Raw genomic sequence first — 13,965 nt, forward strand, 5'->3', positions numbered from 1 at the left:
AAGAAGGGGTGCTCCCATGAAACGAATAGTAATCACGGCCGTCTGTGCCGTGTTGGCCTGTGTGGGCTGTTTGACCGCTTTCGCGGTCTCGAAATCGGCTGACGCCTCCAAGTCGTCCGCCGACTCCGCGTCAACCGCCGCCGCGACGTCGGTCGGCTTCAAGCCGAGGCGGCTCATCGCGCCGCCGCCCCCGAAAAAGGGCATCGACCACAACGTCGTGGCGCTCGGCACAGTACGGATGAAAATGACCGCGAAGCAGACCACGTACGTGGTCTCGCGGGTGCGCGCGAACAAGGCCAGCGTCCGGACGCTGGTCGACAACGAAGTGCGCTGCACGTGGCCGGGCGGCGGCAAGAACATGGTGCTGGGCCAGAACGTCTACCCCGGTACGGGCAAGTACCCCCAGTGGGAAGACATCTGGGTCGTCACCAAGTTCCTGCTCCACTCCGGCAAGGCCACCACGGCCACCTGCACGACGTACGCCCGGGTCGCCTCGCTCTACACCAAGCGTTCCTCGGTGCAGATCGCGGGCGGTTCCCTGGCGTTCGCCAACAAGTTCGTCGGGAACGCCTCCAACGGCAAGCCGCTCGCCTACGACATGCCCTACGGCGACCTTCCGGTGGACTCCAAGCACCACCAGTGGCAGCCCGCGCTGCCGAAGACCAAGACTCCCGCTTTCCGTGAGCTCAACGTCTTCGGCGACGTGAACTACCAGGTCTGCCAGCGCAACGTGGCGTGCAACAAGAAGGGCGCCTCGACCGCCCGGTTCACGCTGATCGTCAACCAGTGGAACTCGACGGGCAAGAAGGTCTGCCAGTCGAGCAAGACGAGCGTCGTCAAGACGACCCCCTACGCGGTGCACCACACCGTGGTGCCGATGTACAAGCCGCACTTCAAGGTGTCGAAGGCCCGGGGCTGCGCCCCCATCTTCAACGCCTACGTGCGGGTGGACTGGGTGAAGGGCGAGAAGGGCGCGGTGCACGGCACCGCGATCGGCCTGCCCGACTTCCGCGGTTCCAAGTCGACGCACCGCTCGGCGATGAGCCACATCTACATCGTTCCCGCGTAACCTGCCCGACCCCCTGATGCCGGCCCGCCTCCAGCGGGCCGGCATCGCCTTTTCCGCCCATCAGGGCAATCAGAACCGGACGGGTTCCAGGCCTGTGTTCCGCCAGACGACGCCTCGGCGTTCGTGGGCGAACAGGGCCTCGACGGCGTGGGCCACTCGGGGACCGACCTCGCGTTCCAGCAGGTAGAGGGCGAGGTCGAGTCCTGAGGTGACGCCCGCGCCGGTGATCAGGTCGCCGTCGTCGACGACGCGGGCGCTCACCGGGTGGACGCCGGTGGCGTCGAGCATGTCCATGCCCAGGTGGTGGGTGGTGGCGTGGCGTCCCTCCAGCAGGCCCGCCATGGCCAGGATGAGCGAGCCTCCGCAGACGGTGGACACGGTGATCTCGGGGTTGTCCATGGCCGCCTTCAGCAGAACGGGCAGCTCGGTGGTCAGCGTCCGGCCGAGCAGTGCGGGGATGGATTCGCCCTGGGCGCCGATGTCTGGGGAGTCCTCCATGGGGCCTGAGGCGCCGGGGACCAGGATCAGGCCCGCGCGTTCGGGATCGAGGGCGGCGGTGGAACGGAGCGCCAGGCCGCCGGTGCCGCCGGCCACCTCGCGCGGCCCTTCGGCGGAGACCAGTTCCACGGTCACCGCGCCCGCGGAGGCCATGCCGCCGGCGTGCAGCACCTCGTAGGGAGCGACGACATCGAGCGGATCGAAGCCGTCGAACAAGACGATCTGCGCGTGCATGAGGGTCCTCCGGAGTGCGGGACGTTCGGCCTACGTTCCGAACGTATTGAGCCTCCGCTCACCCGGCCCACAGGCGTGGGAGCCACGTTTCGACGGGATCAGGCCAGGTCAGCGGGGGCTCGACGGCGGCCATCATGATCAAAAGACTCTGACCTGCGGTGATGCGGTAAACGGAATCCCGTCTAGGCGGCGATGGGGAAGATGCGGGATCATTACGGGGTGAACCTCAGCGTGACCTCGATCGATGACCTTTCCGAGCGTGTGACCGCGGTCTCCGCGGAGCACGCGAGCGTCTTCCCCGGACCGCCCACCGGGCGGCAGCCGGTGCACACGGTGTACGTGCCCGCCGACCGCTTCTCGCGGTCGACGCCGTCCGACTTCGGGTCGGAGGCGCTGCGGCTGCTCAACACGCACACGCCGGGGGCCGGGTCGTTCGGGTCGGCGTTCGGGATCGAGCCGGAGATCGCCGGGCTGGTGCGGGAGCGGGTCGCCGCCAAGCTGGCGAACGAGCCGATCGAGGACCTGCGGATCGACTTCGAGGACGGCTACGGGGTGCGGTCCGACGAGGAGGAGGACGGGCACATCACCCAGGTGGTGGAGGCCGTCGCGACCGCCTACAACGCCAAGAACCTGCCGCACTACTGGGGACTGCGGGTCAAGTCGTTCGCCGACGGGGGCCACGAGCGCAGCATGCGCACGCTCGACGGGTTCCTGACCTCGCTGCGGGACCGGCTCGGGCGGCTGCCCGGCGGCTTCACGATCACGTTCCCGAAGGTCGTCATGGCCGAGCATGTGGCGATCTTCGTGGACTACATCGAGCGGCTGGAGACCTCGCTGGGGCTGCCCGAGGGGATACTGCGCTTCGAGGTCCAGATCGAGACCACCGAGGCGATCATCGACCACGAGGGCCGGATCGGGCTGCGGGCCATCGCCCAGGCGGCCAAGGGCCGGATGTCGGCCGCGCACTTCGGCGTCTTCGACTACACCGCGGCCTGCGGGCTGCCGCCCGAGGAGCAGCGCCTCGACCACCCGGCGTGCGACTTCGCGCGCCACATGATGCAGGTGTCGCTGGCCGGGACCGGGATCCGGCTGTCGGACGGTTCGTCGAACGTGATCCCCCGCAACGACGGGCCCGACGAGGTCAACGCCGCCTGGGCCGTTCACGCGGCGCAGGTGCGGCACTCGCTGAAGCACGGCTTCTACCAGGGCTGGGACCTGCACCCGGCGCACCTGCCGAGCCGTTACGCGGCCGTCTACGCCTTCCATCTGAACGGGGTGGACGACGTGATCGGGCGCGTGCGGGCCTGGCACGAGCAGGCCGCCGGCGACGAGGGCGTGCTCGACGAGCCGGCGACCGTGAAGGCCCTCACCGGGCGGCTCCGCCGCGCCGTCGACTGCGGCGCCCTGGACGAGAGCGTGCTGCCAGCCGACTCATGACCGGGCATCTGACCTGGCACTTCTCCAGATAATTCGATCGACCCCTTGCCGATGAGTGTTCACTCATTTATGGTGAGTGAGTACCCACTCAGAACCACTCAGCAGCACTCATCCAGGAGGACCGGATCATGGCCGAGACGACCGAGACTCAGATTCGCGAGCTGGAGGCCCGCTGGGCCGAGGCCGAGCGCACCATGGACGTGGAGTTCCAGCGGGCCCTGCTCGACGACGACTTCCGCGGCGTCGGGCCCGTCGGCTTCATCCTCAACAAGGAGCAGTGGCTGGGCCGCTACGGGGGCGGCCTGAAGATCCAGGCGTTCGACTTCGAGAACATCGAGGTCCGCGCGTTCGGCGACACCGCCGTGGCGATCGGCACGCAGGTCCAGGAGGCCTCACACCAGGACCGCCCGGTCAACGGGCGCTTCCGCGTCACGCACGTCTACCTGCGCCGCGAAGGCTCCTGGCGCGTCATCGGCAAGCACATTTCCAACCAGCAACAGCCCTGATGATCATGACCGGAACTGTCCATTGACCCCTGGTCAGGGCCTGCATAGCTTCGAAGTTCTACGGGTGACCCATCCATCGCCCGCCCCAGCAAGAGAGGAGGCGGGCCATGGAAGCCATGCCGCCTTCGTTCATCGACACCGTCGAGCAGGCCCTGGGGGGAATGGACGCCGGCGTCCATGCGGTCAGCGAGGCCAACCTCATCCGGATCATCGACACGCCCCACGTGTGGGGGCGGCCGATGACCTCGTCCGGAGTCTCCGCCCTGGCGGCCCAGTCGGTCCAGGACATGGCCGGGATCGTCGAGTCGATCATCGCCGGGGCGAACCAGCACGTCGACATCGTGTCGCTGAACCCGCCCCTCGGCGTCTTCCAGAAGGCGGTGGAGAACGGGCTGGCCAAGCTGGCCCAGCGGATCGGGACCGCGCCGATCACCATCCGCTTCCTGTTCGGGTACGTGATGCTCTATGACACCGTGACCAAGTTCCAGGAGCGGCTCGCCACGTTCTGCAAGGAGAACAAGCTGCCCGTGCAGACCATGACGATCCTGGTCGGCCAGCTGTCGACCTCGCTCGCCGGGGCGTCCTGGAACCATGCCAAGATCGTGGCCGCGGACGGCTCCGTGGCGCTGGTCGGCGGGCACAACCTCTGGGACGGCGCCTACGGCTCCTACCCGCCGGTCCACGACATCTCCGTGGAGGTGCGCGGCGGCGCCGCCGCGCACGCCCAGCAGTTCGCCGAGTTCCTGTGGAGAAAAGGCGAGAACCTCCTCATCGTCAAGCGGATCAACCAGAGCTTCGCCCTGGCCGCCCTGGCCGCCGGCACCGCCCGCGACCAGGTCACTCTCACCCACCCGGCGGTGCCGCAGACCCAGGTCCAGCAGGAGGGCGGCGAGGGCTGGGCGCCCGGCCGGGTCCTGTCGCTCGGCCGCGGTGGCGTCCTCGGCCAGAACGCCAGCGACGTCGCCAAGGAACAGGTCATCAAGGGCGCCCGCAGCTCGCTCTACATCTGCCAGCAGGACCTGATGTTCACCGGCGCGAACAAGGAGCGCGAGCACCTGGTCTGCCACTGGATCGCCGAGGCCCTGCTGGCCTCCGACACGCTGAAGGTGAACGTCGTCGTCTCGCCGCTCGACGCCGCCGGCGGTGGTCAGCAGTACTCCTGGGGCAACGGCGCCTCCGGCACCAACGAGTTCCTGCGCCGCCTCATCACCGAGAAGGCCGCGAGCAAGACCAAGGCCGGCGGTGCGAACGAGCGGCTCGCCGTGGCACCGTTCTGCTTCAACGAGGTGAAGTTCACGGCCGAGGGCACCGACTACAAGTGGCCGGACCCGCCGTCGGGCAGCCGCTGCGGCCGCATGGGCACCGTCGTCCCGACCCCGGCGATCTTCTCCAGCGACCCGGCGCCCGGCAACCACGCCAAGGTCTACATCGCCGACGAGTCCTGCTATTACGTGGGCTCGGACAACCTCTACCCGCACAACCTGATGGAGTTCGGCTACCTCGTCGAAGGAAAGGCGGCCACCGATCTGGTCCGCGATTACTGGAACCAGGTCTGGGCCTATTCGGCGCCGCACGCCTACAAGAAGTAGAAAGCGCGCACGTCAGCGCTGGAATGCACCGAAGCTGACCGCCCGGCCATCATGATCACAATTATGTGTAGCGTGCATGAGACGGCTTCACCGGCCGGGCGGTCCGCGGTTATGGTCCAGCTGTGACCGATTCACCGCTCGTGCCGTTCACGCCAGGCCCGCAAGGGCGTCTGCCCGCCGAGTTCACGCGCCGTCACCGGGAGGATCCCCTCGCGCCGGTCACCTTTCCGAGCGGCGACGAGGCCGTCATGGCGGTGCGGTTCGAGGACGTCGTCACCGTGCTGTCCGACCCCCGTTTTTCACGGGAGCTGAACTATCCGGGCGCGCCCCGGATGGTGCTCGGCCAGGACCTGTCCAGCGACCCCGACCAGATCCTCAACATGGACCCGCCCCGGCACACCCGGTTCCGCCGGCTGCTGTCGGGCACGTTCACGCCGCGCCAGATCGCGAACTGGCGGCCGCGGGTCCGCGCGATCGCGAACGAGATGATCGACGAGATGCTGGTCGGCGCGAAGGAGGGCCCGGTCGACTTCGTGACCGCGTTCGCCTTCCCGCTGCCCATCCAGGTGATCTGCGACATCATGGGCGTCGACGGCATCGACACCGCCAGGGTCCGCCAGTGGTCCGACGACCTGCTGTCGACCGCGGCGCTCACCCCCGACCAGCGGCTGCACTCGGCGTTCGAGTTCGCGATCTACATGGCCGAGATGGTCACCGCGCACCGCGCCGCGCCCGGCGACGGCCTGATCGCCATGCTGATCGACGCCCGCGACGACGACGGCAACGACCGGCTGAACGACGACGAGCTCACCCGGATCGCGATGATGCTGGTCGCGGCCGGGCACGAGACCACCGCCTCGGTGCTGACCCGCGGCCTGCTGCGCCTGCTGGAGCCGCGCGAACGCTACGCCGCGCTGGCGGAGTCGCCGGAGATGGTCGAGCACGCCGTCGAGGAGCTGCTCCGCATGGAGATCCCCGGCGACAACGGGCTCCCCCGCGTCGCCAAGGAGGACGTCGAGCTGTCGTGCGGCGTGGTCCGCAAGGGCCAGGCGATCCTGTCGCCGCCGATCGCCGCCAACCACGACCCCGAGGTCTTCCCCGAGCCGGAGGAGTACCGCCCGGGCCGCGAGCAGGCCCACATCGCGTTCGGCCGCGGCGCCCACTACTGCCTGGGCGCGAACCTGGCGCGGATGGAACTGCAGGAGGCCTTCGCGGCGCTGGCGGAACGGCTGCCCGACCTTCGCCTGGCCCAGCCCGCCGCCGACGTCCCCTGGTCGACCGGCCACCTGGTCCGCCGCCCGCAGAACCTCTTCGTCCTTCCCGGCTAGTCATTCCTGGCGCATGAAGGCGTCCAGGTCCTCTGGGGTGTCGATGTCGTCGGGGGCGGCGATGTCGTCGCAGGGCACCTGGGTGACCAGGTCGGCGTGGGTGCGCAGGAACGTGCGGGCGCCCACGTCGCCGACGGCCGACTCGGCGATGGCCTCGAAGAACTCGCCCTTGAACAGCGCCGGGTTGCGCGGACGGCCCTCATAGGTCGCGACCGCGATGCCGACGCCGGACTCGTAGGCCGCGATGAGGCGCCGTACGGCCTCGGCGGTGACGCGCGGCTGGTCGACCAGCGCGACGACCACGGCCGGGCAGCCGGGCGGCAGTGCGCCGAGCCCGGTGCGCAGCGAGGAGCCCATGCCGCTGCGCCAGTCCGGGTTGGGCACGGTGACCGCGCCCATGACCTCCACCTCGGCGGCGCCCGTCACGACGACGACCGGCGAGCAGCCCGCCTCGCGCAGCATCTGGACGCCCCGGTCCACCAGGCGCTCGCCGCCGAGTTCGAGCAGCGCCTTCGGGCGGCCGAGCCGGCTCCCCTCCCCCGCGGCCAGCAGCAAACCGGCCGGAGGCACCTCACCATGCAAGGTCATCTGGTGAGCGTAGGGCCTCTTACCCCGTTTCGCCGTGGATCCGGCCGCTGGTGTCGGTAAGGGGACGTCCGGAACCTCCCCACCTGAGCTGGATGAGCTCGGCGGCGATGGACACGGCGGTCTCCTCGGGGGTGCGTGCGCCCAGGTCCAGCCCGATCGGCGAACGGAGCCCGGCCAGCTCCGCCTCGGTCACGCCCGCCTCGCGCAGCCGTTCCAGCCGGTCCTCATGGGTGCGGCGCGAACCCATCGCGCCGACGTAGCCCGCGCCCGTGCGCAGCGCGACCTCCAGCAGCGGCACGTCGAACTTGGGGTCGTGGGTGAGCACGCAGATCGCGGTGCGCGCGTCCACCTCGGCCTCGTCCAGGTACTTGTGCGGCCACTTGACCACGACCTCGTCGGCGTCGGGGAAGCGCTTGGCGGTGGCGAACACCGGCCGCGCGTCGCACACGGTCACGTGGTAGCCGAGGAACTTGCCGACCCGCGCGACCGCCGCCGCGAAGTCGATGGCGCCGAAGACCAGCAGCCGGGGCGGCGGCGCGAAGCTGTGCACGAACACCGTCAGCTCGTCCAGCCGCCGCTCCCCCTCGCGGCCGTAGTGCCGCTGGCCGGTCAGGCCCTGCGCGAGCATGCCGCGCACGTCGTCGTCGACCGCGTCGTCCAGCCGTTCCTCATGCGGGGCGCCGGGCGCCAGTGAGCCGGTCGCGCGGTCCGGCCAGACCAGCCGCCGCGCCCCGATGTCGCCGGGGCCCGCGACGACGGTCGCGACCGCGACGGGCTCGCGCCGCGCGATCGACGCCGCCACCTCGCGGAACTGCGGGAACGTGGCGGGCGTGATCGGCTCGACCAGCACGTCCAGGATCCCGCCGCAGGTGAGGCCGACGGCGAACGCGTCGTCGTCGCTCACCCCGTACCGCTGCAGCACGGGCGCGCCCGACTCCAGGACCGACTCGGCCAGGTCGTAGACCGCGCCCTCGACGCAGCCGCCGGACACGCTGCCGACGACCTCGCCGGACGCCGAGACCGCCATCGCCGCGCCGGGCGGCCGGGGCGCGCTCCGGAAGGTGTTGACCACGGTGGCGAGGCCGAACGGCTCCCCCGTCTCGTACCACTCCACGATGTCACCGAGTACGTCGCGCATCGGGACCTCCGATCAGCCGTGCCAGTTCCTCCAGGGCGCCCAGGCTGTGCCCCGAGGTGAAGTCGTCCACGTGCGGCAGCGCCGCCGCCATCCCGGCGGTCAGCGGCTCGTAGCCCGGCCGCGCCTTGTGCGGGTTGGCCCACACGACGCGGTGCGCGAGCCGGTGCAGCCGCGCCATCTGCGTGCCGAGCAGCTCGGCGTCGCCGCGTTCCCACCCGTCGGAGGCGATCACGACGACCGCGCCGCGGGCCGTGCCGCGCTGCCCGAAGCGGTCGAGGAACTCCTTCAGCTCCTCGCCGAGCCGGGTGCCGCCGCTCCAGTCGGGGATCGCCGCCGACGCCGCCGCCATCGCGGTGTCGGCGTCGCGCTGCCGCAGCTCCCGCGTCAGGCGCGTGAGGCGGGTGCCCGCGCTGAAGATCTCGGCGCCCCGGCCGCCCGCCCGTCCCCCGGCGCGGGCGACGGCGTGCGCGAAGCGCAGCAGGGAGTCGGCGTACGGGCTCATGGAGCCGCTGACGTCGATGAGCAGCACAACGCGGCGCGGCCGGGTGCGGTGCGTGCGGTGGCGCAGCAGGGAGATCTCACCGCCGCGCCGCAGCACCTCCCGTACGGTCCGGGCGGGGTCGAGGCGGCCGGACGGCGCGGGGTGGAAGCGGCGCGTGCGGCGCGGCTCGGCGGTCGCCTCCAGCAGCGCGATCAGCCGGTTGACCTCGGCGCGTTCGGCGGCCGAGAGCCGGGCGACGTCGCGCCGGCGCAGCACCTCGACGCCGCTCGCGGTCGCCAGGTCGACGTCGGTCGGGCGCTCCTGGGCGCCCTCGGGGGTGCGCATGCTCGGCACGACGACGTGGCGCCGTACGACCGGCGGCGGAACGCGCGGCCCGGGGCGGACCGTACGGCCGGAGAAGTAGGCGGCGAAGCAGCGGTCGTAACGGTCCAGGTCGCCGGGGTCGGCGCAGAGCGTGAGGCGGCCCGCCCAGTAGACGTCGGCCGGGTCCAGGACGTCGAGGTGGTCGAGCGCGCGCAGCATCGCCTGCACCCGCTCGGCGTCGGCGGGCCCGCCCGCCGCGCGGACCGTGCGGGCGAAGCCGACGATCGTCTCGGTGACGTCGCGCATCGCGCTCATCCCCCGTCAAGAAGAGCGGCCAGGCCGTTCTTGACGATCCGCTCGCCGTCCTCGCGGTACTTCAGCACGGCGCCGAGCGTCACCGCGGCGGTCTCGGGGTCCAGCTCGCGGACGCCGAGCGCGACCAGCGCCTCGGTCCAGTCCAGGCTCTCGGCGACGCCCGGCGGCTTCAGCAGGTCCTCGGCGCGCAGCCGCTGGGCGGCGCGGGCGACCTGCCCGGCGAGCCGGTCCGCCGCGTCCGGCAGCCGCCGCCGGATGATCGCGACCTCACGGTCGTAGGAGGGGTGCTCCAGCCAGTGGTAGAGGCAGCGGCGCTTCAGCGCGTCGTGCACCTCGCGGGTGCGGTTGGAGGTGACCACGACGACCGGCGGCCGCTCGGCGCGCACGGTGCCGAGCTCGGGGATCGTGATGGTGAAGTCGCTCAGCACCTCGAGCAGGAACGCCTCGAACTCGTCGTCGGCGCGGTCGATCTCGTCCACCAGCAGCACGCTCGGCACGGTCTCCAGGGCGCGCAGCAGCGGCCGGGCGACCAGGAAACGGCGGTCGTAGAGCTCGCCCTCCAGCCGGTCGACGTCGGCGACGCCCGCGGCCTCGGCGGCCCGCAGGTGCAGGAGCTGGCGCGGGAAGTCCCAGTCATAGAGGGCCTGCGCGGCGTCCAGCCCCTCGTAGCACTGCAGCCGGATCAGCGGAGCGCCGAGCACCTGCGACATGGCCCGGGCGAACGCGGTCTTGCCGACGCCGGCCTCGCCCTCCAGGAACAGCGGGCGCCCCATCCGGAGCGCGAGGAAGCCCGCCGTCGCCAGGCCCTCGTCGGCCAGATAGGCGTGCTCGTCCAGCCGCCGTACGAGCTCGCCGGGCGAATCGACGCCGGACGCCGGGTCTGCCGCGTTTCGCGTCACACCGACAGGCTACCCACCGCCGTTCCCGCTTCGACCCCTTCGCACTTCCCATAGAAACAGTACTTTTCCTACAGGATCAGTTGACTTTACGCGTTCCGCCCACCACGATCGGTCGCATGAAGCACGACCTCACCGACGAGGCCACCTATGAACGGGTGCGCATGTCCCGGCGCGGCCTGCTGCGCGCCACCGCCGGAGCCGGTCTCGGAGCCGGTCTCGGAGCCGCCGCGTTCGCCGCCACCGGCCGAGCCGCCGCCTCGACGCAAACCACGGCGGCCGAGGGCGGGCCGATCGTCAAGCCGCTGCCGCCCGAGACGTTCATCAACTACGGCACCAACGCCGAGACCCGCTGGGAGGCGCTCAAGGACACCGGCTACCTGACGCCCGTCGACCACTTCTTCGTGCGCAACCACGTGTCCACCCCGCTCATCGACGCGCGCACGTGGCGGCTGAAGCTGTGGGGCAGCGGGCTGCGCGGGTCGCCGGGCGAGGACCGGCCGATCGAGTTCTCCTACGAGGACCTGAGGGCGATGCGGGCCGAGACCCTCGTCTCCTCGATCGAGTGCACCGGCAACGGCCGCAGCTTCTACGCCTCGCAGCAGGGCCAGGAGGTCTCGGGCACACCCTGGAAGCTCGGCGCGGTCGGCGTCGCGCGGTGGCGCGGCGTGCGGCTGGCGACCGTTCTGGAACGTGCCGGGCTCACCCGCCACGCCGTCGACCTGCTGCCGCGCGGCCTGGACCCCGAGTACCTGGACAAGGGCGAGAACCTCGGCCGGGTGCGGCGCCCGCTGCCGATCGCCAAGGCGCTCAAGGACGTGCTGCTGGCCTACGAGATGAACGGCCGCCCGCTGCCGCCCGACCATGGTTTTCCGGTGCGGCTCGTCGTACCTTCGTGGGTGGGCATCGCATCGATCAAATGGCTCGGTGACGTTCAGGTGTCGGATCAGCCGTTGTACTCCCCGTGGAACACCCGGTACTACCGGATGTTCGGGCCGGACTTCCCGGCCGAGGGCAGCGCGCCCCTGACCAGGATGAACGTCAAGAGCGCGTTCGAGCTCCCCTTCGGCGCCGAGCTCGCCGCCCGCCGCAGGCACGTGCTGACCGGCCGTTCGTGGTCGGGCAACGGGCATGTACGCCGGGTCGAGGTCAGCAGCGACGGCGGCGCGTCCTGGGATCGCGCCCGCACGTACGGGCCGAGCGCCGAGCACGGCTGGGTGCGCTGGCAGTTCCCCTGGCGGCCCGAGACGCCCGGGTCGTACGAACTGCTCGCCCGCGCCACCGACGAGACCGGTGCCGTGCAGCCCGCGACCGCCGCCTACAACACGCTCGGATACCTGTTCGGCGCGATCGTGAAACACCCCGTGACCGTCATTTAGCCGAAAGAGTCGGAAGAGCCGGGAGAGCCCCATGGCCTTGTGGAAGCCGGATCCCACCTTCTACGCCTCGCCGCGCGACGCCGCGGAGGCGCCCCCGGAGACGCTCGCCTACGTCGCCGCGTTCGACCGTTCGGCGGCCAAGCCGGACGCGATCGCGGTGCTGGACGTCGATCCGGGGTCCGGCTCGTACGGCGAGGTGGTCGGCTGGAGCGAGCTGCCCAACCTCGGCGACGAGCTGCACCACTTCGGCTGGAACGCGTGCAGCAGCGCGCTGTGCCCGTACGCGCCGCACCCGCATGTCGAGCGGCGCTACCTGGTGGTGCCGGGCCTGCGGTCGTCGCGGATCTACGTGCTGGACACCAAGGACGACCCGCGCGCGCCCAAGCTCGTGAAGACCCTGGAGGCCGACGAGCTGGCCAAGCGGGCGGGCTACTCGCGTCCGCACACCGTGCACTGCGGTCCCGAGGGGCTGTACGTGACGGCGCTCGGCGGGGCGAACGGCGAGGAGGGGCCGGGCGGGATCGCGCTGCTCGACCACACCTCGTTCGAGGTGCGCGGACGCTGGGAGGTCGACCGGGGCCCGCAGTACTTCGCCTACGACGCCTGGTGGCACATCGCCCACGACGTGCTCGTCACCTCCGAGTGGGGCACGCCGTCGATGATCGAGGACGGCGTGGTCGGCGAGCTGCTCCTCGGCCGCAAGTACGGGCACGCGCTGCACTTCTGGGACCTGCCCAAGCGCAAGCACGTGCAGACCGTCGACCTCGGCGACGAGCACCAGATGGCGCTGGAGCTGCGGCCCGCGCACGACCCGACCAAGCAGTGGGGCTTCGCCGGCGTGGTCGTCAGCGTCGAGGACCTGTCGGCGTCGGTGTGGCTGTGGCATCGGGCGGACGATGGCGACGGCTGGGCCGCCACCAAGGTCATCACGATCCCGGCCGAGCCCGCCGACCCGGCCCTGCTCCCGCCGGTCATCGAGCCGTTCGGGGCCGTGCCGCCGCTGGTCACCGACATCGACCTGTCGGTGGACGACCGCTGGCTGTACGTGTCGTGCTGGGGCACCGGCGAGCTGAAGCGCTACGACGTGAGCGACCCGTTCCACCCGGTCGAGGCGGGCTCGGTGCACCTCGGCGGGATCGTGCGCCGGACCCCGCATCCGGCCGCGCCGGACCTGCCGCTGGCGGGCGGGCCGCAGATGGTCGAGGTCAGCCGCGACGGCCAACGGGTGTACGTGACGAACTCGCTCTATGGGGCGTGGGACGACCAGTTCTACCCGGACGGCGTCGGTGCCTGGATGGCCAAGCTCGACTCCTCCGCTTCGGGTTTCGGGTTCGACGAACGCTTCTTCCCGCACGGCGACGCGTTCCGCGGGCTGCGCCCGCACCAGGTGCGCCTGCAGGGCGGTGACGCCTCCTCCGATTCGTACTGCTACCCGTGACGAACGGCTCGCTCGCGGCGCTCATCGCGCTCGGGGCGTTCCACGGGCTGAACCCCGGCATGGGCTGGCTGTTCGCGGTCGCGCGCGGCCTTCAGGAACGCAGCCGCGCCCTCGTGCTGCAGTCGCTCCCGGCGATCGCGGCCGGGCACGCCGCCTCGGTGGGCGCGGTCGCGATCCTGGTGTCGCTCACCGAGTCGGTGGTCGCGACCCAGGTCATCGCGATCGCCGGCGGCGTGGTCCTGGTCGGGTTCGGGCTGTGGCGGCTGCTGTCCAACCGGCACTTCCGCTGGGTCGGCATGCGGCTGTCGCTGTGGCAGCTGGCGGGCTGGTCGTTCCTGATGTCGTCGGTGCACGGCGCCGGGCTCATGCTGCTGCCGATCCTCACCTCGTCGTCCGGTGTGTCGTCCGGTGGGTCGTCCGGCGTGCACTCCGCCCACAGCCACGGCCTGGAGGCGGGCGCGGGCAGCGCGATCTCCACGGGCGTCTTCGTGACCGGCGTTCACACCCTGGCGATGTTCACCGTCGCCGGGGTGATCGCCATCGCGGTGTACGAGCTGGTCGGGCTGGCGATCCTGCGGCACGCCTGGTTCAACCTCGACCGCGTGTGGGCGGTGGCGCTCATCGGCGCCGGGACGGCGACGCTCCTCACCGCCTGATGGTTGACGCCCCGGCCGGATTTGGCATCTTGATCACCTTCCCTTGCCGGGGCACTGACCCGCCTGACAACCTCCTTGTCGCCGCTGTG

Annotated in this window: 13 protein-coding genes; 8 read left to right on the forward strand and 5 right to left on the reverse strand. The window is 71.0% G+C overall.

All coding sequences use genetic code 11. From position 1 onward, the window contains the following. The first annotated feature begins 70 nt into the window (after positions 1-70). Positions 71-1,069, forward strand: a complete 999-nt coding sequence (locus J4573_RS35385) for a hypothetical protein (RefSeq protein WP_208260432.1) — start codon at positions 71-73, stop codon at positions 1,067-1,069. 69 nt (positions 1,070-1,138) lie between these two features. Here J4573_RS35385 and J4573_RS35390 read toward each other — a convergent pair whose 3' ends face one another. Further along, complete coding sequence (locus tag J4573_RS35390) at positions 1,139-1,801, reverse strand: DJ-1/PfpI family protein (RefSeq protein WP_208260438.1); 663 nt, start codon at positions 1,799-1,801, stop codon at positions 1,139-1,141. A gap of 219 nt (positions 1,802-2,020) precedes the next feature. On the opposite strand from J4573_RS35390, the gene J4573_RS35395 reads away from it, so the two are divergent. The 4 genes from J4573_RS35395 to J4573_RS35410 all read left to right on the forward strand — a co-directional run bounded on the left by J4573_RS35395 (position 2,021) and on the right by J4573_RS35410 (position 6,661). Beyond that, the gene (locus J4573_RS35395) at positions 2,021-3,238 is read left to right on the forward strand and encodes a DUF6986 family protein (protein WP_208260439.1); all 1,218 of its coding nucleotides are present in this window, start codon (positions 2,021-2,023) and stop codon (positions 3,236-3,238) included. 128 nt (positions 3,239-3,366) lie between these two features. Then, a complete protein-coding gene (locus J4573_RS35400; protein ID WP_208260440.1) occupies positions 3,367-3,744 on the forward strand; it encodes a nuclear transport factor 2 family protein in 378 nt (125 codons plus the stop codon). A gap of 107 nt (positions 3,745-3,851) precedes the next feature. Beyond that, entirely contained in the window at positions 3,852-5,333 is a 1,482-nt protein-coding gene (locus tag J4573_RS35405; RefSeq protein ID WP_208260441.1) for a phospholipase D-like domain-containing protein, read from the forward strand. 122 nt (positions 5,334-5,455) lie between these two features. Next, a complete protein-coding gene (locus J4573_RS35410) occupies positions 5,456-6,661 on the forward strand; it encodes a cytochrome P450 (protein ID WP_208260442.1) in 1,206 nt (401 codons plus the stop codon). Here the strand turns inward: J4573_RS35410 and J4573_RS35415 are convergent, their stop codons facing one another. The 4 genes from J4573_RS35415 to J4573_RS35430 are packed head-to-tail and all read right to left on the reverse strand — an operon-like array spanning position 6,662 to position 10,406. Then, positions 6,662-7,249: a nucleotidyltransferase family protein gene (locus J4573_RS35415; RefSeq protein WP_208260443.1), complete on the reverse strand. Its 588-nt coding sequence runs from the start codon at positions 7,247-7,249 to the stop codon at positions 6,662-6,664. Between the two features lie 19 nt (positions 7,250-7,268). Continuing rightward, positions 7,269-8,387, reverse strand: a complete 1,119-nt coding sequence (locus tag J4573_RS35420; protein ID WP_208260445.1) for an XdhC family protein — start codon at positions 8,385-8,387, stop codon at positions 7,269-7,271. Further along, complete coding sequence (locus J4573_RS35425; RefSeq protein ID WP_208260447.1) at positions 8,368-9,498, reverse strand: vWA domain-containing protein; 1,131 nt, start codon at positions 9,496-9,498, stop codon at positions 8,368-8,370. The genes J4573_RS35420 and J4573_RS35425 overlap by 20 nt, the downstream gene beginning before the upstream one ends. 5 nt (positions 9,499-9,503) lie before the next feature. Beyond that, positions 9,504-10,406 (reverse strand): AAA family ATPase, encoded by a 903-nt coding sequence (locus J4573_RS35430; RefSeq protein WP_208260448.1) that lies wholly within the window; start codon positions 10,404-10,406, stop codon positions 9,504-9,506. Positions 10,407-10,522: 116 nt separating this feature from the next. Between J4573_RS35430 and J4573_RS35435 the strand changes: the two genes are divergently transcribed. From J4573_RS35435 to J4573_RS35445, 3 genes are read left to right on the forward strand one after another with little or no spacing between them, the layout of a single operon-like run. Next, positions 10,523-11,782, forward strand: coding sequence for a sulfite oxidase (locus J4573_RS35435; RefSeq protein ID WP_208260449.1), 1,260 nt, complete (start codon positions 10,523-10,525; stop codon positions 11,780-11,782). Positions 11,783-11,813: 31 nt separating this feature from the next. Beyond that, complete coding sequence (locus J4573_RS35440; protein ID WP_208260450.1) at positions 11,814-13,220, forward strand: selenium-binding family protein; 1,407 nt, start codon at positions 11,814-11,816, stop codon at positions 13,218-13,220. Continuing rightward, the gene (locus J4573_RS35445; RefSeq protein WP_208260451.1) at positions 13,217-13,876 is read left to right on the forward strand and encodes a hypothetical protein; all 660 of its coding nucleotides are present in this window, start codon (positions 13,217-13,219) and stop codon (positions 13,874-13,876) included. The genes J4573_RS35440 and J4573_RS35445 overlap by 4 nt, the downstream gene beginning before the upstream one ends. Positions 13,877-13,965 lie beyond the last annotated feature (89 nt).

The sequence above is a fragment of the Actinomadura barringtoniae genome (genome assembly GCF_017573505.1).
Lineage (GTDB): Bacteria > Actinomycetota > Actinomycetes > Streptosporangiales > Streptosporangiaceae > Spirillospora > Spirillospora barringtoniae.

What these genes read in the sequence shown, in the direction of transcription:
- J4573_RS35400 (WP_208260440.1), top strand. Translation starts at nt 3,367, where the DNA reads ATGGCCGAGACGACCGAGACTCAGATTCGCGAGCTGGAGGCCCGCTGG.
- J4573_RS35425 (WP_208260447.1), bottom strand. Translation starts at nt 9,498, where the DNA reads ATGCGCGACGTCACCGAGACGATCGTCGGCTTCGCCCGCACGGTCCGC.
- J4573_RS35405 (WP_208260441.1), top strand. Translation starts at nt 3,852, where the DNA reads ATGGAAGCCATGCCGCCTTCGTTCATCGACACCGTCGAGCAGGCCCTG.
- J4573_RS35415 (WP_208260443.1), bottom strand. Translation starts at nt 7,249, where the DNA reads ATGACCTTGCATGGTGAGGTGCCTCCGGCCGGTTTGCTGCTGGCCGCG.
- J4573_RS35390 (WP_208260438.1), bottom strand. Translation starts at nt 1,801, where the DNA reads ATGCACGCGCAGATCGTCTTGTTCGACGGCTTCGATCCGCTCGATGTC.
- J4573_RS35435 (WP_208260449.1), top strand. Translation starts at nt 10,523, where the DNA reads ATGAAGCACGACCTCACCGACGAGGCCACCTATGAACGGGTGCGCATG.
- J4573_RS35420 (WP_208260445.1), bottom strand. Translation starts at nt 8,387, where the DNA reads ATGCGCGACGTACTCGGTGACATCGTGGAGTGGTACGAGACGGGGGAG.
- J4573_RS35440 (WP_208260450.1), top strand. Translation starts at nt 11,814, where the DNA reads ATGGCCTTGTGGAAGCCGGATCCCACCTTCTACGCCTCGCCGCGCGAC.